Consider the following 26,134-nt stretch of genomic DNA (forward strand, 5'->3'; position numbering starts at 1 on the left):
GTAGTTAAGCGACTTCCGCACTCGCACGGTAATGCGTTTCGAGATGCGCGAAGGTGGAGTCCGGGACAATCTCCCGGATCCGGGAAAACTGCTGTGTCTTCAGTAATCGGCGCACTTCGGACGCCGATATGGCGTTGCCGGTGGCCTTGATGCGCGGCATTTCCACCACCTCAATATGCGAGGCCAGCAGGTCGTGCAGCGTCTGGTTGTACTGGCGGGTGATATCGCAGAACGGCTCCGAACCGATGAAGCGGTGCGTGATGCCGAGCGCCGGGGCGATAAAGTCCCGGAAGATCAGCACGTCAATCTCGCTCCACGCCTGCTGCACTTTGCCGGTCTCCTTCAGGAAGTAGGCCGGAAACGTGGCGTGAGAGATGATGTACTGCGAGCCTTCATGCACCACCACGTTCGGCAGATGCGCCACGCCCGTGCGCACCATCTCGAGCCGCGCGCTGAACGGGAAGAACGAGGCGTCTTCACGCACCACGAACAGGTGCAGGGCGTCGCACTGCGCCGCCGCCTGCTCCACCAGATGGCGGTGGCCGAGGGTGAACGGATTGGCGTTCATCACGATGGCGCCAATCTTCTCCCCGCACTTGCGGTTCGCGCGCAGAGAACGGCAGTAGCGCGCGATCCCCTGCGGGGTGTTCTCCATCAGCACGGCGTTGTTCCCGCTCTGGGCAATCGGCCAGAAGCCGCTGCGGGCAAAACGCTCCCGGTTGCACGGACGGGTGCAGAGGAAGAGGTGAAAATGGCCGCGCTCCAGCGCCGCATGTTCCACCTCTGCCAGCAGCCGCGCGCTGAGGTTCTCGCCGCGAAGCTGCTCGTTAACCGCCACGCACTTGATGACGTTGGCGGCAAGCCCTGCGCAACCCACCAGCTGCGAGCCGGACCAGGCTTCGACGAACAGCGTGATGTCGTTGTCCAGGCCAAGGCCGCTGTCTGCCAGCAGATAACGGATCTGACTTAAGCGTTCCGGATGTTTCGCCACCAGCGTGTGGCGAAAATCGATGGGTTGCGAGTGCATGCTGCCGCCTTACTTAATGTGCTGCCGCAAGCCCGACGGCTGGCGCTTCCACAATCACGTTGCTCAGATGACCGATATGCTCGATCTCCACCTCAATGCGATCGCCCTCTTTCATAAACAGCGGCGGGTTACGCTTTTTACCCACCCCGCCAGGGGATCCGGTGATGATCACATCGCCAGGACTTAAGCGGGTGAAGGTGCTGATGTACTCGATCAGCTCCGCAACCTTGTGGATCATGCTGCTGGTGTTGTCTTCCTGCACCATGCGGCCGTTCAGCCAGGTGCGAATCGCCAGTTGGTGCGGATCGGGGATCTCATCCGCCGTCGCCATCCACGGGCCAAACGCGCCGGTCTGACGCCAGTTTTTACCGGCGGTGAACCAGGTGTGCTGCCAGTCGCGGGCGGAGCCGTCCATGTAGCAGCTGTAGCCCGCCACGTGGCGCAGGGCGTCGTCGCGGCTGATGTTCTCCCCGCCTTTACCGATGATCACCGCCAGTTCGCCTTCGTAGTCGAATTCGCTGGAGTGGCGCGGCTTCAGCACCGGCTCGTTGTGGCCGGTCTGTGAATCCGGGAAGCGGACAAACAGCGTCGGGGCCGGGTTGTGCTGGTCAAACTCCTTGCGCTTGTCGGCGTAGTTCATGCCCACACAGAGGATTTTTTCCGGCTGCTCAATCACCGGTAAGAAGGTGATGGCGCTCATCGGCACGTCCACGGCATCGTTCAGGTAGCGGGTGGCCTGCGCCAGCCCGTTGCCCTGCAGCAGCGCCTTGAGGTCGCTGTAGCGGTCGCCCAGACGGCGGCCTAAATCAATCACGCCGTCGGCCTGCACGATGCCGTAGCTGCGTTTTCCCTGGTATAAAAAGCTTGCGAGTTTCATTGTTCTTTCCTGAAAACTTAAACGAGGAAGTTGCCCAGAATCAGCAGAGAGATGGAGACGTTAATCGCCCCGCCGATACGGGTAGCAATCTGGGCGAACGGCATCAGGCTCATGCGGTTGCCTGCGGTCAGGATCGCCACGTCGCCGGTACCGCCCTGGCCGCTCTGGCAGCAGGAGACGATGGCGACATCAATCGGGTGCATGCCAATCTTTTTGCCGACGAAGAACCCGGTCGCCACCAGCGCGGAGACGGTGCTGATAATCACCAGCAGGTTGGTCAGCGTGAAGGCGGCCACCAGTTCATGCCATGGGGTGATGGCCACGCCAACGGCAAAGAGAATCGGGTAGGTCACAGAGGTCTGGAAGAATTTGTACACCACCTGAGAGCCTTCCAGCAGGCGCGGAGAGGCGCCGTTGCAGAGCTTCACCAGTACCGCCATAAACAGCATGCCGACCGGCGCAGGCAGGCCAATCAGCTTGTGGCCGAGCATGCCCAGCATGTAGAGCAGCACCGCCAGCAGCGCGCCGGAGGCGATCGTGGTCACGTCCGCTTTGCCGGAGAATGCAGGCTGAGAGACGGTGGCATCGGCATTGGCGCGGTTAGGCATCAGCTGGCCTTCACCGGTCAGATGCGGGTAGCGTTTACCAAGCTGGTTCAGGCAGCCGGAGATGATGATCGCCGTCAGACCGCCGAGCATGACCATCGGCAGCACGCGACCGAGCGCCACGCCCTGGTCCATGTGCAACAGGGTGGCATAGCCGATGGAAAGCGGGATCGCCCCTTCCCCAACGCCGCCCGCCATGATTGGCAGGATGATAAAGAAGAAGATCTGGAATGGCTCAAGACCCAGCGCCAGGCCGACGCCCATCCCCACCAGCATGCCGACGATTTCGCCACACAGCATCGGGAAGAAGATGCGCAGGAAGCCCTGAATCAGCACCGTGCGGTTCATGCTCATGATGCTGCCGACAATAATGCAGCAGATATAGAGGTAGAGGATGTTGGTGGATTTGTAGAACTTGGTGGTGGACTCGACCACCACGTCCGGCAGCAGGCCGTAATAGACCAGCGCGGATGGAATAAAGGTGGCGCAAATCGCCGCCGCGCCGAGCTTGCCGACAATCGGCAGGCGTTTGCCAAACTCGCCGCAGGCAAAGCCGAAGAAGGCCAGCGTCGCCACCATCACCACGATATCGCTCGGCAGTTTTCCGCCCAGGCAATCAATGGCGATCAGCGCGCCCGCCAGAACGAACAGCGGCAGAGGAATAATCCCGATTTTCCAGGTATCCATAATATGCCACCAGCGCTCTTTGAGCGAAGGTCGCTGAATTTCAATCGGGTCGTGGGTAACAGAGAAAGAATCGTCAGTTGTGCTCATAATAAGCCCCTTGGTTATTTTGTGCGTTCAGCTTAGAGTCACAAAGGCTTACTTTATGTGAGGAATGGCATATTAAAAGCGAAGTTTTAATGGCAGCTATGGTTTTAATGGTTTCTTTTATTTAATGTGATTTATGCCTTATTTATTGTCGTGGTTTTTATGGTTTCTTTTCTGAATTGAACAAACAAATAACATTTATTCGTGCAGCCAGAGGCCACCCGTCTTTGGGATGATGCTTTTACAGCGCCCGCTGTGCAAGGGATCACAAGTTTTCGGCAAAGCGGGCGCCCGCGTGAAAAAAGATGATATATTGGCGATCTTTGTCGCTACCTTGCGTGAGAGTTATGAAAGTCTCTTTCCAGATAAAGCTGTTTATTTCGCTGGTTGCCTTTTTCTCAGTGCTTTTTGCGTTACTGGGCGGATATTATTATGCCGACGTCGGAAAACAGCTTTATCAGGAAATGAGCACGCGCGCCAAAATACAGGCTGAAGAGATTGCGCTTATTCCAACATTGCGACATGAAGTTGAACAAAAGAATATCATCGCCATCCATGATTTTATGCAGAAGATTTCTGCGCACAGTGACGCCAGCTTTATTGTGATTGGCGATAATAAGGGCCAGCATCTTTTTCACTCCGTCTTCGCCGACAGAGTGGGCACCACGCTGGTAGGCGGTGACAACGACGCCGTATTGCAGGGTAAAAGCACCACCACCATCCGCAAAGGCGGGTTGGGTATTTCGCTGCGCAGTAAGGCCCCCATCTTCAACGCTGCCGGACAGGTGGTCGGCATTGTTTCGGTCGGCTATCTCACCAGCTACCTGGACACCATTACCGTCAGTAAAGTGGTCAATATCCTGATTGCCGCGGTGCTGCTGCTGATTGCTCTCTTTATCTTCTCCTGGTTCTTTACCCGCAGTATTAAGAAGCAGATCTTCTCCCTCGAGCCGCGCGAGATCGGCCTGCTTGTGCGCCAGCAGAAGGCGTTGATGGAGTCTATTTATGAAGGCGTAATTGCCATTGACGATCAAAGGCGGATTGAGGTGATCAACCAGGCGGCGCGCAAGCTGCTGGGGCTGAGCCAGCCGGCCCGCGAGCTGCGCGGGCAGCTGATAAGTCAGGTGATCGATCCGGTCCCGTTCTTCGACACGCAGACGATGCTGGCGAAAGATACCCATGACGAGATTTGCCGTTTTAACGATCTGACGGTGATTGCCAGCCGGGTCCACATCATGCTTGAGGGGTCGCTGCAGGGCTGGGTGATCACCTTCCGCGATCGCAACGAGATCGACTCGCTGAGTGCCCAGCTTAGCCAGGTCAAACGCTATGTCGATAACCTCCGCATAATGCGTCATGAGCAGCTAAACCGGATGACCACCCTCTCCGGCCTGCTGCACATGGGCCGCTATGAGGAGGCGATTGGCTACATTCAGGCGCAGTCTGAACACGCCCAGGAGCTGCTGGACTTTATCTCTTCGCGCTTTAGCTCCCCGACCCTGTGCGGCCTGCTGCTGGGCAAATCCGCCCGTGCGCGGGAGAAAGGTGTCGAACTGAGTTTCGACCCGGCCTGTCGTCTGGACAGACCGTTCCTGCCGCTGGGGGAGCAAGAGTTGATTTCGATTATTGGCAACCTGCTGGATAACGCCATCGAAGCGACACAGCGGTCGCCGCTTCCCCACGCGCCGGTGGAGGTGCTGATAAAGCTCAGCGAACAGGAGCTGATCATTGAAGTGGCCGACCAGGGCGTGGGCATCAAGCCGGAGATCCGTGACCGGATCTTTGAGCGCGGCATCACCACCAAAACACGCGGCGATCATGGGATTGGTCTGTATCTGATCGAAAGCTATGTCACACAGGCTGGCGGCGCGATAGAAGTTGCCGATAATACGCCGCGCGGCGCCATTTTCTCCCTGTTTATCCCGGCCACGGGAACCGCCCGGCAACTGGAAGACACCGACTATGCAACATGAACTTATCGACGTACTGATTGTTGAAGACGAGAACGAACTGGCGCAACTGCACGCGGAGCTGATAGGCAAACATCCGCGTCTGAGGCTGGTGGGCATTGCCTCGTCGCTGGCTGCGGCCCAAGCAGAGCTTGCAAACAAACAGCCGCAGCTGGTGCTGCTGGATAACTATCTGCCGGACGGCAAAGGGATCTCACTGATCAATAACCCCATGCTGGCCCGCGCCAACTGCTCGGTGATTTTTATCACTGCCGCCAGCGATATGGACACCTGCAGCCAGGCGATCCGCAACGGCGCGTTCGACTACATCCTCAAACCCGTCTCCTGGAAGCGGCTCAGCCAGTCGCTGGAGCGGTTCGTGCAATTTGCCGAACAGCAGAGGGTCTGGAAGATTGTCGACCAGCAGAACGTGGATTCGCTGTATCAGCTTCAGGCGAAAAACTACCGCCAGGACAACGGCAGCAAGGGCATTGAGGAAAATACGCTGGCGCGGGTGCAGTCGCTGTTTAACGACAAGGCAATGCACTGCTTTACCGTGGATGAGGTGGTGAGCGAGACGGGATTGAGTAAAACCACCACCCGTCGCTATCTGGAGCACTGCGTGGAGACGGGGTTTCTCAGCGTGGAGATGCTGTACGGGAAGATCGGGCATCCGAGGAGGATGTACCGCCGCGCAGAAGCCTGAAGCGATATTGTAGGCCCGGTAAGCTTGCGCCACCGGGCAAGTCGCCGGGTGACGCTGACTCTTACCCGGCCTACGTTCGGGCAAGAGTCTACTTCAACACATACCCATACAGCCGCTTAATCCCGTCGGCATCCTTCTCGCTGTAAACGCCCTGCAGCTCCGGCGAGAAGCCCGGCAGCAGGTTGATGCCCTCCTCCAGCGCCAGGAAGTAACGCTGTACCGCCCCACCCCAGACTTCACCCGGGACCACGCACAGCACGCCTGGCGGATAGGGCAGCGCGCCTTCGCCCGCAATTCGCCCTTCGGCATCCCGTATGCGAACCAGCTCCACGTCTCCGCGAATATACGCCTGATTGGCATCCTGCGGGTTCATCACCACCTCAGGCAAGCTCTCCTTGCGGAACATCGCCTTCTGTAAATCCTTCACGTCAAAGCTGACGTAGAGATCGTGCATCTCCTGGCACAGCTGGCGGAGGGTATAATCCCGGTAGCGCACCGGGTATTTCTGGAAGATCGTCGGCAGCACGTCCGCCAGCGGCGTATCGTCTTCAATATGCTGTTCAAACTGGCCCAGCATCGCCACCAACTGCGCCAGCTTCTCGCTGCTTTCAGCAGGCGTCAGCAGGAACAGAATCGAGTTAAGGTCGCATTTCTCCGGCACGATGCCGTTTTCACGCAGGTAGTGCGCCAGAATCGTCGCCGGGATCCCGAAATCGGTGTACTCCCCCGTCTCGGCATCGATGCCCGGCGTGGTCAGCAGCAGCTTGCACGGGTCGACAAAGTACTGCTCGCTTGCATAGCCCTCAAACCCGTGCCATTTGGCCCCCGGCTCGAAGCTGAAGAAGCGCAGCTCGCTGGCAATGGCGTGCGTCGGATGATCCTGCCACGGCCGCCCCGCCACCACTGGTGGGATAAACGGTTTGATCATATGGCAGTTGGCGATGATCGCCTTGCGCGCCTCAATGCCCAGCTCGACGCACTCCGCCCACAGCCTGCGTCCGCTCTCCCCTTCATGTATTTTCGCGTTGACATCCAGTGCCGCAAACAGCGGGTAAAACGGGCTGGTGGAGGCATGCAGCATAAAAGCGTTGTTCAGCCGCTTGTGCGGGCAGAAACGCGCCTGACCACGAATGTGGTTATCCTTTTTATGGATCTGCGAGGTTTGCGAGAATCCGGCCTGTTGTTTGTGCACCGACTGGGTCACGAAAATCCCCGGATCGTTCTCGTTCAGCTCCAGCAACAGCGGGGATGTTTCCGCCATCATCGGAATAAATTGCTCGTAGCCCACCCAGGCGGAGTCAAAGAGGATGTAGTCGCACAGATGGCCGATCTTGTCGATCACCTGACGGGCGTTGTAGATCGTCCCGTCGTAGGTGCCTAGCTGAATGATAGCCAGACGGAACGGACGCGCCTCGTCGGCTTTCTCCGGCGCCGCCTCGCGGATCAGATCCCGCAGATACGCGTCATCAAAGCAGTGGTCGTCAATCCCGCCAATAAAGCCAAACGGGTTACGCGCGGCCTCAAGGTAAACCGGCGTGGCACCCGCCTGGATCAGCGCCCCGTGGTGGTTAGATTTATGGTTGTTGCGGTCGAACAGCACCAGATCGCCGCGGGTGAGCAGCGCGTTAGTTACCACCTTGTTGGCCGCCGACGTCCCGTTCAGCACGAAGTACGTTTTATCCGCGTTGAACACTTTAGCCGCGAATTTTTGCGCATGCTTGGCGGACCCTTCGTGGATCAGCAGATCGCCCAGCTTCACGTCGGCATTGCACATGTCGGCGCGAAATACGTTCTCACCGAAGAAATCATAGAACTGCCGCCCTGCCGGGTGTTTTTTAAAAAACGCCCCGTGCTGGTGTCCTGGACAGGCGAAAGTGCTGTTGCCCATCTCCACATACTGACTCAGGGTGTCGAAAAAGGGCGGCAGCAGGTTCTCTTCGTAGCGGCTGGCAGCGCTCTCCAGCTCCAGAAACTCCTGAGCTTTACCCGAGATGACCGCGGTGGCGCCGTCAGGCACCTCCGTTGGCTCCTGAGAGAAAATAAACACCGGTAGCTGAAAGCCCGTGCGTTTCAGCAATGCAAGGATGCCGCTGCGACTCTCTGTCGTCGTCATGACGACGGCTGCCACATCGGTGAAATCCGTGCTGTCCAGCGTCACCTTTTCGCGGTGCGTAGACACAGTTGAGAGCAGCTCGCGGCTAACGGCGATTTTCATGGTTTTCATAAGCGCAATTACCCTCACCGAACGGTGAGACAGGGAGGAGAAAATTCGCGCAATAATGTCACCTTTTATTTTGAGGTGCAAGAAGGAATCAGTATGCACGAAACCACCCAAAGCTAAGGCCCGCGCAGTGCTGACGTGCCATAATAATGCAATATCAATGATTAAATAACAGGAGTTAATTTTGGTTATCGGGCCATTTATCAACGCAGGAGCCGTATTGCTGGGCGGCGTACTCGGCGCAGTGCTAAGCCAGCGGCTGCCGGAGCGTATTCGCACCTCCATGCCCTCAATATTCGGCCTTGCATCGTTAGGGATCGGTATTCTGTTGGTGGTCAAATGCGCCAACCTGCCGGTGATGGTGTTGGCCACCCTGCTCGGCGCGCTGATTGGCGAATTTTGCTATCTGGAAAAAGGCATTAACAGCGCGGTGAGCAAAGCCAAAAACCTGATAGCCCGACCGGGCAAGGCGAAACACGGCACGCACGAGACGTTTATTCAGAACTATGTCGCCATCATTATTCTGTTTTGCGCCAGCGGCACCGGGATTTTCGGTTCGATGCAGGAAGGGATGACGGGCGACCCGAGCATTTTGATTGCAAAAGCGTTTCTTGATTTCTTCACCGCCACCATTTTTGCCACCACGCTCGGCATTGCCGTGGCGGCGATTTGCGTCCCGATGCTGCTGATCCAGCTGGCACTGGCTACCTGCGCCACGTTAATTCTCCCGCTCACTACGCCGGCGATGATGGCAGACTTTACCGCCGTCGGCGGCCTGCTGCTGCTGGCTACCGGGCTGCGCATCTGTGGGATCAAGATGTTTGCCGTGGTGAACATGCTGCCCGCGCTGCTGCTCGCCATGCCGCTCTCCGCGCTCTGGACGCACTTTTTCGCTTAAGGATGCGGCGAAATGGTGAGAGATTGCGCAGTCCGTAACGAAAACAACATTTTTCGTTGACGCCACCGGGCAGATCGGGTTTAATGCGCCCCGTTGCCCGGATAGCTCAGTCGGTAGAGCAGGGGATTGAAAATCCCCGTGTCCTTGGTTCGATTCCGAGTCCGGGCACCACTTCTTCAGAAAACCCGCCCTCGTGGCGGGTTTTTGCTTTCTGAGTCAACAACTTGTTGGTTTATCAGTAGTTACCCCTCTTATCTTTCCTCCGGCCCCGCTTCCCGGTGGTACAAAATGGGCATTATGATAAAGCCTACCAAAGACCGAAACGGCACCTACTATACAGTGGACACATACCGGATTGCTCAGGGCTTCCGAAAACGTCCAGTCGTGCTGCACATCCGGCCTGATTGATGGTGAAATTCCCGACAAAAACGGCTGGCTTTCTGCTGGTGTTGCCCTTTCCCTACTACGGCGGCCACTCAAGCGAGAACGGGCTTCTCATTGATGCCATTGAGCAAAAATCTGGCCTGATACTTCCGGTGATGCCCGGTGAAAGCCGTCTAGTAGGCCGAGGTGTGTAGCTGCAAAAAGCGACTTCTGCTTCTGACCCCGTAACCACATTGCTACTATATTGTGCATGCGTTGGCACGCATGGCTGTCAGAGGGAGCCTTTTATCAGTCTAAACAGACGCCGGTAAAGCAATTGAGAGGAATTACAATGGATGCAGCATTGCTTAACATGATGCAATCAGGTGGAAGAAATAAAGCCTGGGCGGAAACGATGGTGAATATGGAAGCCAGGAAACTGGTAAATACAGCCAACACTCTGTCGGCTTTTCATCTCAGCGATGGTCTGACTCGAATGAAGTTCATTCAGGAAATTCGGGACCTCATAGAACAACAGTTTACGCTAGCTCGTCAGGCTAAATCAGATAAAGAATGCATGGACTGCGTTAAAATACTTAGAGAAGAAAACTATAACCTCCTGGAACAAGCTCGTTTATTACGAACGAAGGCAGCGAAGCTTTACGCGAAAGTCGAGTTCATCCGAGAGAATAACAAAATTGTTGGGTATGTTATCTCGGCAGTTAGTGTTGTCCTGGCCGGTGCTGAAATAGCCGCAGGATTTACACTGATTGGCACGATGACCCCTCTCGGAGTTCTTGCTGGTGCGATTCTGGTTACTGACGGGGCAAACAGCATCAGTAAAGAAGTGGCTCGCTACGCAACGAACAACACTACCAGTGAAGGGCTGGTCGCGAATGCCGCGATGTCTACAGCTGAGTTTATGGGCTTTAGTCGTGAGAATGGTTTAGGTGTCTACAAATCAATCTCACTGGCCGCTAATGCGTATACCATTTTTGGCTTGTTACGGCGACCTGGTACCTGGCGACTGTTTCGTTATCTACCCACAGACTATTACCGAAAGGTGAGCACATTGAGCCGCCCGCAGCTTACAATGAAAATAGCGGGTTACGGCGTGAAAGCTAAGATTATTTTTGATCTGTTGTCCGTCAGCGACCCGTCTCAGAATTAGTCAGCATTTTACGGTAACGCCAGGATTTGTAGCCAAGTTTTGCTGGCGTTATATACCAGATAAAAGGTAGTACAATCAATAACGTGAGCGCAAGTGTCAGACTTGTATCCCTGGATGCAAGTAAAAGAGTTAAAGCCAGTATGATAAAGGCAATAATAGTTATCCACTTCATTGCCTTAAAACGATTGGCCAGATCATGAGTTACGCTATCAAACGAACCACCGTAATTCTCGATATTGTTTTTAAGCTTTTGAAGATCTCGTTTACTAAAACCTGATTTTAAAAGTGCTTCTTCGCTGGTCATTCTACTAACCGTCCCATAACTCACTGAAACATGTGACGAAGTTTAACTGAATTTGACGGATAAATCGCTACCTGACGATATTTGTCAAATTTATATTTATATCAAATAGTTGAAGATATCTTACAGTGGCGGTGACCAGACTCTTCAATCGTGTCCATGACAACGTCCTTGTGTCGTTTTGAGCCAGAGTAAATCCAAACCCAAGGCCAGGAAGTTGTCCTCATCCAGCGTTCTCAAACCTCAGAATACCGCCCGCAATTATGCTTTTGTTCTCTCCCCAACCTAGGGATCGTTCCCACCTGTGCCCAGCAGTTTGTTTTTGAAGATAAACAAACACGCCTCGTTGAAATTCTCCGCCCCCAGCCGTTCGGAGAGCGCCGTTCGTGTGCGGTAGAGACTTTTCACCGACGTATTCAGCTCGCCTGCAATCTCCTCCATTGACATCCCTGCCCTCAGCAACCGCAACATGATCGTTTCATGCGTGCTCAGCCGTAAATTCAGCAGCCACTTCGTGGTCAGGCGTCGGCCCTTCATATTGAGCACCAGGTTAAACAGCGAGGCCATATCCGGCGCCGTCAGCGACGTGTTCATAAACAGCTTCATACTGAGCAGATTCTCCTCGCGGTGGCGCATATCAAGCATAACGCAGCAGATCGTTTTTCTCGTTCTGGCCGGATGGCGTATCAGGTAATCATATAAACGGAGCGGACAACGACTATCAATCAATACAGAATATTCATCTGCACCGTTATCAAATATGTTTCTGTCAATCGAATCAAGCAGGATAATATCCGGAAAAAATATCCGCATGCCCCTGACAAGGTAGCGATCCTGAGTCACTAACACTATTGAAGTTGCCACTAACCATCCCTTTTAGATTAAAGCAAGAACGATCCTGCGAAAAGAAGACCGCCTTCGTTTTATAGCGCTGTTATATTAACGATAAATGTATTCTGGCTTTGGACATCCCTCAATACACACATTGATGAGTAAGACTTCCTGTAGACTATCATTCAATGGCTGCCATTAATTATAAATAAAAAACAATCGCAGAAAAGTCACTTCTCTAAACATTAAGAATTTTTGTCATGAAACTTCCCAAACATGCACCAGAAAGTACTTTAATTGAGGCAGATAAGCGTCATTAAAAATATATACAAAACTGTCACAATAAAAATAAAATCACTATATTTCAACACATTACAATTAATAACCCAATTCAAAATAAACACAAAAAACTGCTCATTACAGAATTATCTCAAAACTACGCAGCCGCTTTTCAGCATATTTATCCGGCAACATATCAGGTGTACATTACCTCCTATCCAGTCTACTGAGATGAGGATCCATAATTACCTTTAAGTAAGTACCCCGTAACATCACTGCATTCAGATTTAATGTTCTCATTTATGGCCTTTTACGCTGAGCTTAAAGGCGGCCGTGTTATGCAATGGATTCATGAAAAACAAATGGCAAATAGATATGGAAAGATCACTTAGCTTCAGTATATTATTCTTTTATCGCACCCCAACATTATTGTTTCTGTTATTACTCTTTCCTGTTCTGGTTCAGGCTACGGAATCCGTTTATGAGCAACAGATTCAACAGGCGCGTAACGGTAATTACACGTCGTTTCTCGATTATCTTCAGCGTTATCAGCAGCAGCATGCCCTGACGCCTGAACACGTTGCGGACTGGTTACAGGTGGCGGCCTGGGCAGGCCATGATGACGAGGTTATTCAGGTCTGGCAGCGCTACAGCATTTATATGCCGCTGCCCGCCCGCGGCGTTGCGGCTGTCGCACAGGCCAGGCGAAATCAGAAAGCGTGGCAGCCCGCTCTGGCGCTCTGGAAAGAAGCGCGCAGCCTTGCGCCGGATAACGACGATTATCGTATCGGCTATATCAAAACCCTGGCCGATGCCCGTAAAGATACGATTGCCCTGCAGGAAGCCCGACAGCTGGTGGCGGAGGATCCCTCGCAGGCACATCTTCAGACGCTGGCGTATGTCTGGCAACGCCAGGGAAAAAGCTGGGATCGGCTTTTAGCCGACACGCGCGCGCTGAATATCGCGCCAGAAAATCACGCGCTTCTTCGCGAGCTGATCGACGCGCTAACGGATAACCGGGTCAATACCCCCGCGCTCCTGCTTTCACAAAAGGTGGCGCTGTCCCCCGCGGAACGTCGTCGCCTTGAGCTGAATGCCGCAGCCGAAAGCGTTCGCCTTGCAGATGTGCCAGGCAGAACTGAAAAAGAGCGCCTGCAGCTTGCGCAATCTGCGCTGAATCGTTACGACGCGCTCCTGTCTCGCTGGCAAGGCGAGCCACAGGCGGCGGAAGACATCGTCCTTGCGCGTATCGACCGGCTCGGCGCGCTCTACGCTCATGCCGATTATCCGCGGGTCATCAGCGAATACCAGGATCTGACGGCAGCCCGTCATCCGGTACCGGGCTGGGCAATCGGCTGGGTGATCTCCGCATATCTGCAGGAGAAAAACGCTGCCGCCGCCTTCGCGCTTCTGCAACGCTATCCGCAATACACATCTGACCCGCAGGACGAAGAGCACGCGCTTTTCTACGCCTGGCTGGATACGGGAGAGTATCCGTCCGCCCGTCGGTATGCAGAGCGTCAGTCCCGCAACGTTCCCTGGACCCGTTACGATTTCGGCTCCCCTACTCCTCAGCCGAACGATCGATGGCTTACCGGCCAGTCGCTCCGTTTTAACTATTTGCTGGCGACGAATGCACTGCCGGAAGCCGAAAAGCTGGCGCGACGTCTGGCGACAACCGCGCCGGGTAATCAGGGATTGCAGATTGACTACGCCACGCTGCTTCAGGCGCGGGGTCTGCCGCGCGCGGCGGACCAAACGCTGAAAATGGCGGAGGCGCTGGAGCCCTCGAATCTGGATCTTGAGCAGCAGCAGGCTTACGTCGCCATGGATCTGCAGGAGTGGCGGCAGATGGATTTACTGGCCGACGACGTCGTCGCCCGCGCGCCGCGCGATCGCAACGCCAGGCGTCTGGACAGGCTCCGCACCGTTCACCATATGTCCGAGCTGCGCCTCAACGCGAGCAAGGGTTTGCACTCCGATAACCCCGTCAGCGGGACGCACGACCTCAACTGGGACGCCACGCTCTATGGCCCGCCCGTAGCGGATAACTGGCGGCTGTTTGCCGGCACCCGCTATGCAGAGGGTAATTTCGATGAAGGCAAAGGCTCCAGCCGTCACCTGTTGGGCGGTATCGAATGGCGGCCACGCGATCTCCAGCTCGAAGCCGAGCTCTCCAGCAACCGCTATCACGGGGCGAACAAGCCGGGCGCTCGCCTCTCAACAACGTACTTTGTCACCGATAACTGGCAGGTCAGCGGCAGCCTTGAGCGCCTGTCGCGCACCACGCCCCTGCGGGCGTTACGCAACGGGATCAGCGCCAACCGGGGAGAAGGTGGCGTGCGCTGGTATCAAAACGAGCGTCGTGAGTACCAGTTCAACGCCGCCCTCAGCCGCTTCTCGGACCATAACCGCCGACAGGAATACACCCTCACGGGCAAGGAGCGTCTCTGGCAGACCCCGTCCCTGACGCTGGATTTCGAACCGGGGATCGCCGCCAGCAAAAACAGCCTGCGGGACACCCTCTATTACAACCCGGCGCGGGATCTCTCCGTGACGGCCGCCCTGGCCGTTGACCATGAGATGCTCCGCCATTACGACACCCTCTGGAGCCAGCAGTTCGTGGCGGGAGGCGGCCGCTACTGGCAGAAAAATCAGTCCGCTGGCGCCATCGCTCTGCTGGGTTACGGACAACGCGTTCAGTGGAACAACGTCATGGATACCGGCGTGATGCTGAACTGGGACAAGCGCCCTTACGACGGCAAACGCGAGAGCAACCTCTCCGTCACGTTTGATGCGACTTTACGCTTTTAAGGATGATGATGATGAACACACGTTTTTCCGCGAGCCTGATACTCATCGGCTGGCTCTGCCTCAGCGCGAGCGTCTGCGCGCAGGCATTTTCGTTTATTGCGCCCAAAGATCGGCCGCAGCTGGAGGCGAGCAACCCCTGGCCGCAGAACCAGTTTCTGGTGCTGGCCTACCACGACGTCGAAGACGATGCCGCCGATCAGCGCTACCTCTCCGTACGAACCAGCGCGCTAAACGAGCAGATAAGCTGGCTGCTGCACAACGGGTATCACGTCATCAGCGTGCAGGACATTCTCGATGCCCATGACGGAAAAAAAACGCTGCCGCCCAAAGCCGTTCTGCTCAGCTTTGACGACGGCTACAGCAGCTTTTACACCCGCGTCTGGCCACTGCTTCAGGCGTGGAACGTTCCTGCGCTGTGGGCGCCGGTGGGCAGCTGGGTGGATACGCCGGAAAATCAAAAAGTTAACTTCGGCGGTCTGATGACGCCCCGCGATCGCTTCGCGACGTGGGACATGGTGCGCGAGCTCAGCCGGTCTCCGCTGATTGAGATCGGATCGCACACCTGGGCCTCGCATTACGGCATCCCGGCTAACCCGCAGGGCAGCCGCGAACCGGCCATCGCCAACCGCTTTTATGATAAAGCGACGGGCCGCTATGAAACCGATCGGCAGTTCAACCAGCGGATCGGCGATGACGTTCGCAAAGTGACAGACAAAATCACGCAGGTAACGGGCAAGGCGCCGCGCGCCTGGGTCTGGCCCTATGGTGCGGCCAACGGTACGTCGCTCGCCATCGCCAGACAGCAGGGTTATCAGCTGGCCTTTACCCTTGAGGACGGGCTGGGGAACGTTCAGGAGCTGGGCAATATCCCTCGTCTGCTGATCGCCGGCAATCCCTCGCTCAAGGCATTTGCCAGTACGGTCAGCCAGGTTCAGGAGCGCGAACCCGTGCGCGTCATGCACGTCGATCTCGACTACGTTTACGATCCCGATCTGGCCCAGCAGACCCAAAATATCAACAGGCTGATCCAGCGGGTCTACGACATGAAAATCAGCCATGTTTTCCTGCAGGCGTTTGCCGACCCGCAGGGCGACGGCAGGATCAAGGCGCTCTATTTTCCCAACCGCCAGCTGCCGGTCCGGGCCGATCTCTTTAATTTTGTCTCCTGGCAACTGCAAACCCGCGCGGGCGTGAAAGTCTTCGCGTGGATGCCGGTGCTCTCGTTCGATCTCGATCCTGCCCTGCCGCGCGTGCAGCGTCGGGACCGCTCGTCAGGCCAGCTGCGCGAAGCCACCGATCCCTATATCCGGCTCTCCCCGTGGGACCCGCAGGTGCGCCAGCAGGTGACGGATATCTATGAAGATCTGGCCCGCTATGCCAGCTTCAACGGGATCTTATTCCATGACGATGCGGTGCTGACCGACGTGGACGATGGCCCTCAGAGCACAACACGTCAGAAAAGCCAGCTGCTGATTGGGTTTACCCACGCCCTGAGCCTGGCGGTGAAGCACATCCGCGGCCCGCAGATAAAAACCGCCCGCAATATGTTCGCCTTACCCATTCTGCAGCCCGAAAGCGAAGCGTGGTTCGCGCAGAATCTTGACGATTTTCTGGCGGAGTATGACTGGACGGTGCCGATGGCCATGCCGCTGATGGAGTCCGTCCCGGCAGACGAAAGTGATGCCTGGCTGGCGCGTCTGGTGAAAGCGGTCGCCATGCGTCCCGGCGCGCTCGATAAAACCATTTTTGAACTGCAGGCCAGGGACTGGGATCGGAAACCGCAGCGCGCCGTTTCCGACAGCCAGCTGGCACAGTGGATGCGCGTGCTCCAGCTGAACGGCGTCAAAAACTACGGTTACTACCCCGATGATTTCATCAACAACCAACCTGATATCTCACGCATCAGGCCTGTATTTTCTTCGTACTGGTACCCTGACAATGACTGATCGCATTATCGCCTTTTCAATTTTATGTCTGGTATTCGGGTTGCCGTTAGGCGTGGCCGCCCTCTTTACCGGCGAGCTGATTCTGGATTTTGTGTTCTTCTGGCCGCTGTTCATGTCCGTGCTCTGGATAACCGGCGGGCTCTATTTCTGGTTTCAGCTTGAACGCCACTGGTCGTGGGATAAAGAGACGCCCGCCCCGACGCTCGCCGGTGAGCCGCTCATCTCCATTCTGATCCCTTGCTTCAACGAGGAACGAAATGCCCGGGAGACGATTAGCGCCGCGCTGGATCAGCGGTATGAAAATATCGAGGTTATCGCCATCAACGACGGCTCGTCTGACAACACCGCGCAGGTGCTGCAGGCGCTGGCGCTAGAACAGCCGCGCCTGCGGGTGATTAATCTCGCGGAAAACCAGGGGAAAGCGCTGGCGCTCAAAGCCGGAGCAGCGGCGGCCCGGGGCGATCTGCTGGTCTGCATTGACGGCGACGCCCTGCTCGATCGCGATACGGCAGCGTATCTGGTGGCGCCGCTGATTCAGTATCCCCACGTCGGGGCGGTTACCGGGAATCCGCGTATTCGCACGCGCTCCACGCTGATCGGCCGCATTCAGGTGGGCGAGTTCTCTTCGATTATCGGGCTCATCAAGCGGACGCAGCGGATCTATGGCCGGGTCTTTACCGTCTCGGGCGTCATCGCCGCCTTTCGCCGACAGGCGCTGGCGGACGTCGGGTACTGGAGCCCGGACATGATCACCGAAGACATCGACATCAGCTGGAAGCTGCAGCTGCGCCACTGGGATATTTTTTTCGAGCCGCGGGCGCTGTGCTGGATCCTGATGCCGGAGACGCTCAAGGGCCTGTGGAAGCAGCGTCTGCGCTGGGCCCAGGGCGGCGCGGAGGTGTTTCTGGTCAACCTTCGCAGGATTGTGCGCTGGGAGCATCACCGCATGTGGCCCCTGTTTCTTGAGTATGCCCTGTCAACGCTGTGGGCCTTCGCCTACGCGATGACGGTGCTGTTATTTATTCTCAGCCATATCGCTCCTGTTCCTGCCAGGCTGACCGTGGAGAGCCTTTTTCCACCAGAGTTTACCGGGCTACTGCTGGGCGTGATGTGCCTCCTGCAGTTCCTCGTCAGCTTGTTCATCGAGCGGCGCTATGAACGGAAGGTGGCCAGCTCGCTTTTCTGGGTGATCTGGTTTCCGATGGTGTACTGGATGATCGGCCTGTTCACCACCCTTGTCGCATTTCCAAAAGTCATGCTTAAACGCCAGCGCGCCCGCGCGCGATGGATCAGTCCGGACCGGGGAAAAGGACGCATTTAATGAACGAAAATACCTTAATTCTGACCGAACATCGGCTGTTGCCACGTCTTTTCGATGCCGCGTTAACGCTGGTGGCATGGGGAGGCTTTCTGTTTTTCCTGTATGCCCGGCTCTGGATGCAGCTCACCGAGGAGAGCGACTACCGCTGGGGCGTCATTATTGCGTCTTTTAATACGGTGTTGCTCTACCTGCTGTTTGCTGCGCTCAACGGCTGGCTGCTGATTTTGTGGTATCAGTACAATCGCCGTCGGGCCCACGTGAGGCGGCGTCAGCCGGGCTATTTTCATCAGGAGGAGCTGGCCCGCAGCTTTAATGTTTCACCGCAGATCATCTCCGAGATGAGCCAGTACAACCTGCTGACGGTCTATCATGACCAGATTGGCCGCATCATCGATCTGAAGATCAACGGGCAGGAAGAGGAAGAACAGTAACAAAAAGCCCCCGCAGGATACCCTGCGGGGGCTTTTTTATTGCGGCTAAAAACTACTTATCTTTAACCACGATCAGCGGCTCAATATCGCTCTCTTTCTTCACCACCAGCGAATCATCGCCGCGCAGACAGGTCCCGCCGTAGTTCCCGCCCACGGTAAAGGTACAGACCTGAATGTATTTGCCGTCGACGTTTGGCAGGCACCACAGTTGCTGGTAGATGTTTTTACGGTCGACAAACTTGCCGCTGGATTTATCCAGCAGTTCGTCCTGGGCGCTAATCAGGTCGATATTGCTGCCGCAGCGTCCGGCAATCGGCTTGACGGCGTATCCGGTCTGCTTCAGCAGATCGTTGACCTCAAAATCGGTGTCGAGCAGGTAACGGTGATTCGGGAACAGTTGCCACAGCACCGGAAGAATCGCCTTGTTGCCGGGAATGACGGTCCACAGCGGTTCAAAGACCAGCACCTCCGGGCGCAGCAGAACGTCAATCAGGCGCACTTCGCCTTCAGGGTGTCCAGTGCGGATCGGCACGGCGGCATATTCGGTTTCGCTGACCTCGCGGATCTGCTCTATCGCCGTCTCCCACGCCCAGGTTTTCCACACGCAGTTGACGTGGCGCCCCTCGTCGTCAATCAGCTGTCCGGCGGCATCCCAGCTGAGCGCCCCCAGCCCGTGGAGGATTTTGGTCTCGAACCCGGCCTGCATCAGCGAACGCTGAATAAAGAGCGCGTGATAGTCCTCTTCGACATCGTTGTCCTGCATGATGTGGACGAATGGCCGGGCGTGGCTGTGCTTCCAGGCGCCGGTCAGCTCTTCCAGCAGGCCTTCTGCCGGGTTATGCCCGTTGCCGCGATAGCCATTTTTCACCCACTCCTCAAGGATAAGCCCGCCCTCGGTATGGCAGGAGGCGGAGTCGGCGTTGTATTCGTAGACCTTGATGCCGCGCTCATCCATACAGAAATCCATACGACCGGTGATCATATGGTGACGACGCCACTGCCAGGAGAGGCGCAGGCGCGGCCAGAGGATTTTCGGGATGTCGAAAAGCGCCAGCAGGCTGTCGTCTTTCAGCACCTTGTCCGTGGCGTGCAGGTACATCAGGTGCAGTTCGTTGGTGGCCTTGATCAGCTCCTGCTCGGCGCTTTCGGTAATGGTGAAGTACTGGCAGGGATCTTTGTTGATCACGTGACCGTTGGCGCGAATATACGCCTGCTGCAGCGCGTCATTTTCGTTGAGCCACTTGCCGTCGAACTGACGTTTGTTTTTCAGCCGCGCGCCGCTGATTTTCAGCAGTTCGCCGTCGATTTCCGGCTGGGGAATGCTGTGTTCCGTATCGTCGGTCTGGATCATCCAGCCGAGAATTTCCGTGTCGTTGAAGGTGTCATGGATTGTATAACACCCGTTTTCCACGCTCAGGCGCAGCTCGCGCGTCCACTGCTGCCCGAGCGGCAACGGAGAGTGAATGACGTTCTGCTCCGCAATTCGCACCTTATCGTCCAGAAGCTGGGTGATCACCGCCACGTGGCCGGTCTCATGAAACTCGCCGCCCTTTTGCCAGATCAGCAGCGCCCCGGCGCACGGCGCACGTTTTGAGCCGTTGGCAAAAGCCTGAAGGGGCAGAATGTTATCGTTAACCACCTGACGCAAAAAGCGCAGGGAGAAGATTTCCCACGCCATGCCGACGTCGGTAAACACGAAACCATAGTTGAGGAACAGGAAACGGCGGGCAAACTCAACGCACTGCCACTTGTGGCCCATGTATTCATTGCCAATGTAGCTGCGAAAATCCGCGTCTTGCGGGTAGTTTCGCGGGTCCAGACTGCTGTAATTTGAAGAGTAAATCGCCACGCCACCGGGCGCATAGCCTAACAATGTCCCGAAGGGCGCATCACTGCTTAACATTCCTTTACGCATGTATCCAACCTAAAACAGGCAGGCGGCAATTTTTATAGGTTGTCGTCGTCTGCACGTTGTAATTAACCTGACAGAGGAGCGTTTATCATACACCTGCGTGGTAAATAATTCGCCTTACCCGGCCGACAAAACATAAACCCTGTAGGTCGGGTAAGCGAAGCGCCACCCGACACGTTTAAGGCTCACATCTTAAACAACCAGCATGCCGCAAAATGTCCTGGCGCGATCTCCTGCATCGCTGGCTCCTGTGTCTGGCAAACCGGCATGCTATGCGGGCAGCGGCTGCAGAACTTACAGCCCGGCAGCGCGGACGTAGGGCCGGGCATTTCGCCGCGCAGGGTTGCGTCTTCGAGGTTGCGAATGCGCGGGTCGGGCTGGGGAACCGCCGCCAGCAGCGCGCGGGTATAAGGGTGCGCCGGACGCTGATACAGTTCATTCGCCGGGGCCACCTCCACCAGCTTACCGAGATACATCACCCCAATGCGGCTGGAGATATGACGCACCATCGAGAGATCGTGGGCAATGAACAGATAGGTCAGCCCCAGCTCCTGCTGCAGATCCTGCAGAATATTCACCACCTGCGCCTGCACCGAGACGTCCAGCGCCGAGAGCGGCTCATCGCACAGCACAAATTCAGGACGCACGGACAACGCGCGGGCAATACTGATGCGCTGGCGCTGCCCGCCGCTGAACTCATGCGGGAACCGCTCAAGGTGCTCCTGCTTCAGCCCGACTTTGTAGAGCAGCGTTTCCGTCCGTTCGCGCTGTTCTTCACGGCTGTAGCCGTGGATCTGCATCGGCTCGGCCACCAGTTGCCGCACCGTCATGCCGGGGTTAAGCGAGGAGTAAGGATCCTGAAAAATCGCCTGCATTCGTTTACGCAGCGGCTTGAGCTCTTTTTCACGGGCATGGGCAATCGCCTGTCCGGCAAAGTGGATTTCGCCCGCAGTGATATCGAAGAGGCGCAGGATGGCGCGCCCGAGGGTAGATTTTCCACAGCCGGACTCTCCCACCAGGCCAAACGTCTCGCCGGGTTGAATATCAAAGCTCACGCCATCAACCGCCTTCACGGCCGTGCCTTTACGCAGCAAACCGCCGTTAAGCGGATAGTGTTTGCGCAGATCGCGCACGCTCACTAATGGCACCTGTTGTTCACTCATGCCTGAATCTCCTTATCGGCCCATAGCCAGCAGGCGGCGCGATGGCCCTCTCCCATGGCGTAAAAAGCGGGCTGCCGTTCACACTGGGGCATGCGTTTCGGGCAGCGTTCGGCGAAGGGACAGCCCGGCGGCGGGTTAAGCAGGCCAGGCGGCGCGCCTTCAATGGGCGATAAACGTTGATTAACCTCATCCGGGCGCGGCAGCGAGGCCAGCAGCCCCTGGGTGTAAGGATGCGCAGGGCGATAAAAAATGTCTTCCACGCTCCCCTCTTCCATTACCAGCCCGCCGTACATCACCACCACGCGGCTGCAGACCTGCGCCACCACGCCGAGATCGTGGGTGATCAGCAGAATCGCGGTTTGGGTCTGCTGTTGCAGGCTTTTCAGCAGACGCAGGATCTGCGCCTGAATGGTGACGTCCAGCGCCGTGGTCGGCTCATCGGCAATAAGCAGCTTAGGGTTGCAGGAGAGCGCAATGGCGATCATCACCCGCTGGCGCATCCCGCCGCTAAACTCGTGGGGATACTGGTCGTATCGGCGTTCCGCCTCAGCAATCCCCACCTGTTCCAGCATGGCGATCGCCGCCGCTTTGGCCGCTTTTTTGGTCAGTCCTTTATTGCGCATCAGGATCTCCGCCATCTGTTTGCCGATGGTCAGCACCGGGTTCAGGGCGGTCATCGGATCCTGAAAAATCATCGCGATCTCGTTGCCGCGAATGGCGCGCATCTGCGCAGGGGTTTTCTGCGCCAGATCGTCATTCTGGAAGCGGATGCTGCCGCCGGTTATCCGTCCATTGTTCCCCAGAAGCTGAATGATCGACTTACAGGTGACGCTTTTCCCGCAGCCCGACTCGCCAACAATGCCGACAAGTTCGCCCGGCTGCACCTGAAAGCTCACGCCGCGCACCGCGTGAACCTCGCCCTCGCGGGTGCGGAAGGTGGTTTGCAGGTTCTCAAGCGCTAACAGGTTACTCATCGCGATTCGCTCCTGGCTCAAATGCGGTGCGGAACACATCGCCCAGCACGTTAAAGCTGAACACCGTCAGCAGGATCAGAATCCCTGGGAACATCGCCAGCCACGACGCTTCGCCAATATACGACTGAGCGTTGTTGAGCATGCTTCCCCACGATGCCGCCGGTGCCTGCACGCCGAGCCCAAGGAAGCTGAGCGTCGACTCCATCAGAATGGCCGAGGCGATATTGAGCGTGGCGGCCACGATAATGGTCGGCAGCACGCCGGGAATAATGTGGCGCACGATGATGCGCAGCGGGTTTTCCCCCGACGCGCGGGCATAAAGCACATACTCGCGCTCTTTCACCGATAAGGTTTCTGCGCGCACCAGCCGCGACATGTTCATCCACGTCAGCAGGCTGATGATCAGAATGATGTTATCCACGCCCGGCTTGAGGTACGCATTCACCACCAGCAGCAGGAAGAATGCCGGAATGGCCATCAGGATATCCACGGCGCGCATCATCAGGTTATCCAGCCAGCCGCCAAAATAGCCGCTCACCGTTCCCACCACCGTGCCGATAAGCGTGGAAAAGAGCATGGCGAGAAAACCGACCATCAGGGAGATCTGGCCGCCATACAGCGCGCGGGTGAAGTAGTCGCGTCCATACTCGTCGGTGCCGAACCAGTGTGCGGCATCCGGCGGTAGCGTGCGTGCGCCGAGTGCCATACGATCCGGATCGTACGGACTTAACCCCGCACAGAGCGCGGCGACAACGAAAATAAAAAGCACAAACAGGGAGAACTGCGCCGGACGATTGCGGCGCAGCTGGTGACGAACCTGCTGCCAGCGTCTGCTCATCCGGGTTACCTCAGCGTACGAATGCGGGGATCGGCGAAGCGATAAAGCAGATCGGCGATCAGGTTACCGACGATCAGCATCATCGACGAGAGCATGATGATCGCCATGATCAGCGGATAGTCCAGCGAGGCGATCGACTGGATCCCAAGCAGCCCCATCCCCGGCCACGAGAAGACGCTTTCCGTCACATAGGCCCCCACGATCAGCTCACCAAACGACAGGCCGAACAGGGTGATCACCGGTAGCAGCACGTTTTTCAGCACGTGGCGGAACAGAATGCTGGAACGCGTGGCGCCGTAAGCCAGCTGGGTCTGCACGTAGTCGGCCGAGAGCTGCGAGATGGTGTTGGAGCGGATGTAGCGCACATAGCTGGAGAGGTTGTAGAACGTGAGGGCAATACACGGCAGCACGCCGTGACGCAGCACGTCCAGCGCATTATCTTCCATGCCGATGGTGCGCATCCCCATGCTGGGGAACCAGTTAAGCTGCACGGCAAAGACCGTAATGAGCAAGATGCCGAACCAGAAAATCGGCACCGAGATGCCGATATAGGCAAACAGATTAAGCACGTGATCCAGCCAGCGGTGCTTAAATGCCCCCGCCAGCAGGCCCAGCGGGATGGCCAGCACGATCGCCAGCAGCAGCGACGCGCCCATCAGCCCCAGCGTGGCCGGAATGCGTTCGCCGATCATCTCCAGCACGGGGCGGTGGTAGATAAGCGAATAGCCGAGATCGCCCTGCAGGACGTTTTTCAGCCACAGGACGTACTGCGTGACCAGGGGCTTATCCAGCCCCAGGCTCTGGCGAATACGTTCGATATCTTCCGGAGCCATACGCGGCGTAATGTACGCCGCCACCGGATCGCCGGGCGCGAGTTTGACCAGCAAAAACGCCACCAGTGAAATAAAGAACAGCATCGGCAGCAGCTGCAGCAGCCGACGCGTGAGAAGTGTGTTCACGACATGCCCTTACCAAGGCCCCGACCCGACGGCCGGGGCAATCGCTTATTTCTGATAGATTTTTGACAGATCCTGGAACAGATAGACCGGCTTCGGCTCTGCTTCCTCGGTACCGCCAAAACGCTTGTCCACCGCGACGGTCGCATTGGTATAGGCGATCGGGTAGTACGTCATGTCGTTTGCCACCGTTTGCTGAATTTGCTTGTAGATCTCAGCCCGTTTCGCGGCGTCAGTTTCCACGGCACCTTTATCCCACAGGGCATCAAACTGCGGATTTTTGTAGTGCGCGTAGTTATAGGCTTCATTGCTCATGAACAGCGATTTGTAGCCGTCCGGCTCGGAGCCCATGATGTAGCCGCCCAGGTTGAGCTCCCACGCGGTGTTGTTCATATCGAGGCTGCGCTGAGACATGGCGTTGGAATCCAGTGGCATCAGCTCTACGTTCACCCCAATACCCTTCAGCGCCTGCTGAATATAGAGCGCCATGCTCTCCTGGGTTTTGTTGGTGTTCACATACGCCAGGCGCAGCTTGAGGTTGTCCGGCGCGCCGGATGCTTTAAGCCGCTCTTTGGCCTTTTGCAGATCGAATGTGTACTGCTCGACGTCATCCGTCTTGTAAAGCGTATCGGGCGTCAGGAACGAGGTCGCCGGTTTGGCGTAGTCCAGCGAGGTAAAGGCGGTCTGGGTCAGCTCGTCTTTGTTGATGGCGTAAGCAATGGCCTGACGCAGCTCTTTGCTCTTCATCACCGGCACGTTCTGGTTGAACGTCATATAGGCCAGGCGGCCTTCCGGATAGACCACGAAGTCAAACTTACCGGTATTTTTCAGGCGGTTCACATCCTGCGGGTCAACCATCTTGAGGTTGATTTCCCCGTTTTGCAGCGCCAGGTTGGCGGCGTTACTGTCTTTGGCGAAACGGTAGGTGACCGAATCAAGCTTCGCTTTGCCGTTCCAGTAATCATCGAAACGGGTCAGGGCGTAATATTGTCCGGCGCGGTACTCTTTAAATTTGAACGGCCCGGAGCCGACCGGTGCATCGTTTTTGCTGCTCTTTTCCAGGTCGCCTTCGCTGGCGAACACGTGCTGCGGGATCGGGTAGATCTGTACCAGCGTGCCGGTAAAGGCCGCGCTGACCTGCGGTAAGGTGAACTTAACGGTGCGGTCGTCAACCTTGCTTACCTGTACGGGCTTATTACCGTAGGTGAAAATGCTGCGGAAGAAGCTGTGCTGTTTGGCATCCAGCAGCTTATTGAACGTAAAGACCACGTCGTCCGCCGTCAGCGGCTGTCCGTCCTGCCATTTCAGGTTGGGTTTTAACGTCAGGGTGTAGCTCAGGTTGTCGGCGGAGGGCGTCAGGCTTTCCGCCAGGCCCCACTCGATCTTACCGTTGTTGAAGCTATAGAGCGGGGCATAGAGCGCCTGCATGATGGTTAACGTGGTACGGTCGCTGGCATAGAGCGGGTTCACGGCTAACGGATCGCCGGAGGTAATACCGATAATCAGCGAACCACCCGCTTTTGGCGCGTCGCTTTTTGCCGCAGGGGGCGTATTGGTCTCTTTATTTTTCGCATCATCACAGCCCGCCAGGCCTAACGCGATCGAAACGACCACTGCCGATAACAGAAGCTTGCGCATCTCACTAACTCCTTGCCTTATAAAGTGTTTATGACTGCATCTTTTATTTATGTTGAAGCATCATATGCAGCTTTATCCATTAACGCATTAGTTATGAAAATGCGATTTTCGATTAAGCTTATGCCGGATTTGATATATATAA

The 26,134-nt window shown here is 56.5% G+C and carries 20 protein-coding genes and 1 tRNA gene; 9 read left to right on the forward strand and 12 right to left on the reverse strand.

Annotated features, from left to right (window positions below; translation table 11 throughout):
* Positions 1 to 4: 4 nt before the first annotated feature.
* The 3 genes from citC to V1572_RS21465 are packed head-to-tail and all read right to left on the reverse strand — an operon-like array spanning position 5 to position 3,283.
* A complete protein-coding gene (citC, locus tag V1572_RS21455) occupies positions 5 to 1,027 on the reverse strand; it encodes a [citrate (pro-3S)-lyase] ligase (RefSeq protein ID WP_395299572.1) in 1,023 nt (340 codons plus the stop codon).
* Positions 1,028 to 1,040: 13 nt separating this feature from the next.
* Positions 1,041 to 1,904, reverse strand: a complete 864-nt coding sequence (locus V1572_RS21460; protein WP_045134818.1) for a fumarylacetoacetate hydrolase family protein — start codon at positions 1,902 to 1,904, stop codon at positions 1,041 to 1,043.
* Positions 1,905 to 1,921: 17 nt separating this feature from the next.
* Entirely contained in the window at positions 1,922 to 3,283 is a 1,362-nt protein-coding gene (locus V1572_RS21465; RefSeq protein WP_021242090.1) for a 2-hydroxycarboxylate transporter family protein, read from the reverse strand.
* 344 nt (positions 3,284 to 3,627) lie between these two features.
* Here V1572_RS21465 and V1572_RS21470 point away from each other — a divergent pair, with 344 nt between their 5' ends.
* Positions 3,628 to 5,253 (forward strand): sensor histidine kinase, encoded by a 1,626-nt coding sequence (locus V1572_RS21470; protein WP_262805606.1) that lies wholly within the window; start codon positions 3,628 to 3,630, stop codon positions 5,251 to 5,253.
* Entirely contained in the window at positions 5,243 to 5,935 is a 693-nt protein-coding gene (locus V1572_RS21475) for a response regulator (protein ID WP_126534055.1), read from the forward strand. Before V1572_RS21470 ends, V1572_RS21475 begins: the two co-directional genes overlap by 11 nt.
* A gap of 88 nt (positions 5,936 to 6,023) precedes the next feature.
* On the opposite strand, the gene V1572_RS21480 is transcribed toward V1572_RS21475, so the two are convergent.
* Positions 6,024 to 8,159, reverse strand: a complete 2,136-nt coding sequence (locus V1572_RS21480) for an ornithine decarboxylase (RefSeq protein WP_395299573.1) — start codon at positions 8,157 to 8,159, stop codon at positions 6,024 to 6,026.
* Positions 8,160 to 8,340: 181 nt separating this feature from the next.
* Between V1572_RS21480 and V1572_RS21485 the strand changes: the two genes are divergently transcribed.
* The 3 genes from V1572_RS21485 (at position 8,341) to V1572_RS21495 (ending at position 10,588) form a co-directional block, all read left to right on the forward strand.
* Entirely contained in the window at positions 8,341 to 9,054 is a 714-nt protein-coding gene (locus V1572_RS21485; protein ID WP_032653359.1) for a DUF554 domain-containing protein, read from the forward strand.
* A gap of 95 nt (positions 9,055 to 9,149) precedes the next feature.
* A tRNA-Phe gene (locus V1572_RS21490) sits at positions 9,150 to 9,225 on the forward strand.
* Between the two features lie 544 nt (positions 9,226 to 9,769).
* Positions 9,770 to 10,588: a DUF4225 domain-containing protein gene (locus V1572_RS21495; protein ID WP_023326053.1), complete on the forward strand. Its 819-nt coding sequence runs from the start codon at positions 9,770 to 9,772 to the stop codon at positions 10,586 to 10,588.
* On the opposite strand, the gene V1572_RS21500 is transcribed toward V1572_RS21495, so the two are convergent.
* The gene (locus V1572_RS21500; RefSeq protein ID WP_039265473.1) at positions 10,566 to 10,892 is read right to left on the reverse strand and encodes a hypothetical protein; all 327 of its coding nucleotides are present in this window, start codon (positions 10,890 to 10,892) and stop codon (positions 10,566 to 10,568) included. The two genes, V1572_RS21495 and V1572_RS21500, sit on opposite strands and share 23 nt — an antisense overlap.
* A 282-nt stretch (positions 10,893 to 11,174) precedes the next feature.
* Positions 11,175 to 11,702, reverse strand: a complete 528-nt coding sequence (locus V1572_RS21505) for a LuxR C-terminal-related transcriptional regulator (RefSeq protein WP_343666497.1) — start codon at positions 11,700 to 11,702, stop codon at positions 11,175 to 11,177.
* Between the two features lie 672 nt (positions 11,703 to 12,374).
* Between V1572_RS21505 and pgaA the strand changes: the two genes are divergently transcribed.
* From pgaA to pgaD, 4 genes are read left to right on the forward strand one after another with little or no spacing between them, the layout of a single operon-like run.
* A complete protein-coding gene (gene pgaA, locus V1572_RS21510; protein ID WP_395299574.1) occupies positions 12,375 to 14,813 on the forward strand; it encodes a poly-beta-1,6 N-acetyl-D-glucosamine export porin PgaA in 2,439 nt (812 codons plus the stop codon).
* Between the two features lie 8 nt (positions 14,814 to 14,821).
* Complete coding sequence (pgaB, locus tag V1572_RS21515) at positions 14,822 to 16,759, forward strand: poly-beta-1,6-N-acetyl-D-glucosamine N-deacetylase PgaB (protein WP_395299575.1); 1,938 nt, start codon at positions 14,822 to 14,824, stop codon at positions 16,757 to 16,759.
* A complete protein-coding gene (gene pgaC, locus V1572_RS21520) occupies positions 16,752 to 18,080 on the forward strand; it encodes a poly-beta-1,6-N-acetyl-D-glucosamine synthase (protein WP_262765045.1) in 1,329 nt (442 codons plus the stop codon). Before pgaB ends, pgaC begins: the two co-directional genes overlap by 8 nt.
* A complete protein-coding gene (gene pgaD / locus V1572_RS21525; RefSeq protein ID WP_111967477.1) occupies positions 18,080 to 18,511 on the forward strand; it encodes a poly-beta-1,6-N-acetyl-D-glucosamine biosynthesis protein PgaD in 432 nt (143 codons plus the stop codon). Before pgaC ends, pgaD begins: the two co-directional genes overlap by 1 nt.
* 52 nt (positions 18,512 to 18,563) lie before the next feature.
* On the opposite strand, the gene gss is transcribed toward pgaD, so the two are convergent.
* The 6 genes from gss to V1572_RS21555 form a co-directional block, all read right to left on the reverse strand.
* A complete protein-coding gene (gss, locus tag V1572_RS21530) occupies positions 18,564 to 20,426 on the reverse strand; it encodes a bifunctional glutathionylspermidine amidase/synthase (RefSeq protein ID WP_395299576.1) in 1,863 nt (620 codons plus the stop codon).
* 182 nt (positions 20,427 to 20,608) lie between these two features.
* Positions 20,609 to 21,586 carry an ABC transporter ATP-binding protein gene (locus V1572_RS21535; protein ID WP_111967475.1) on the reverse strand — a complete coding sequence of 326 codons (978 nt, stop codon included), beginning with the start codon at positions 21,584 to 21,586 and terminating at the stop codon, positions 20,609 to 20,611.
* Positions 21,583 to 22,560: an ABC transporter ATP-binding protein gene (locus V1572_RS21540; protein ID WP_031275156.1), complete on the reverse strand. Its 978-nt coding sequence runs from the start codon at positions 22,558 to 22,560 to the stop codon at positions 21,583 to 21,585. Before V1572_RS21540 ends, V1572_RS21535 begins: the two co-directional genes overlap by 4 nt.
* Positions 22,553 to 23,398 carry an ABC transporter permease gene (locus V1572_RS21545; RefSeq protein WP_021242100.1) on the reverse strand — a complete coding sequence of 282 codons (846 nt, stop codon included), beginning with the start codon at positions 23,396 to 23,398 and terminating at the stop codon, positions 22,553 to 22,555. The genes V1572_RS21540 and V1572_RS21545 overlap by 8 nt, the downstream gene beginning before the upstream one ends.
* A gap of 5 nt (positions 23,399 to 23,403) precedes the next feature.
* Positions 23,404 to 24,357, reverse strand: coding sequence for an ABC transporter permease (locus V1572_RS21550; protein WP_080347320.1), 954 nt, complete (start codon positions 24,355 to 24,357; stop codon positions 23,404 to 23,406).
* A gap of 45 nt (positions 24,358 to 24,402) precedes the next feature.
* Complete coding sequence (locus V1572_RS21555) at positions 24,403 to 25,992, reverse strand: ABC transporter substrate-binding protein (RefSeq protein WP_395299577.1); 1,590 nt, start codon at positions 25,990 to 25,992, stop codon at positions 24,403 to 24,405.
* Positions 25,993 to 26,134 lie beyond the last annotated feature (142 nt).

It is taken from the genome of Enterobacter quasiroggenkampii, assembly GCF_043972695.1.
GTDB lineage: Bacteria > Pseudomonadota > Gammaproteobacteria > Enterobacterales > Enterobacteriaceae > Enterobacter > Enterobacter quasiroggenkampii.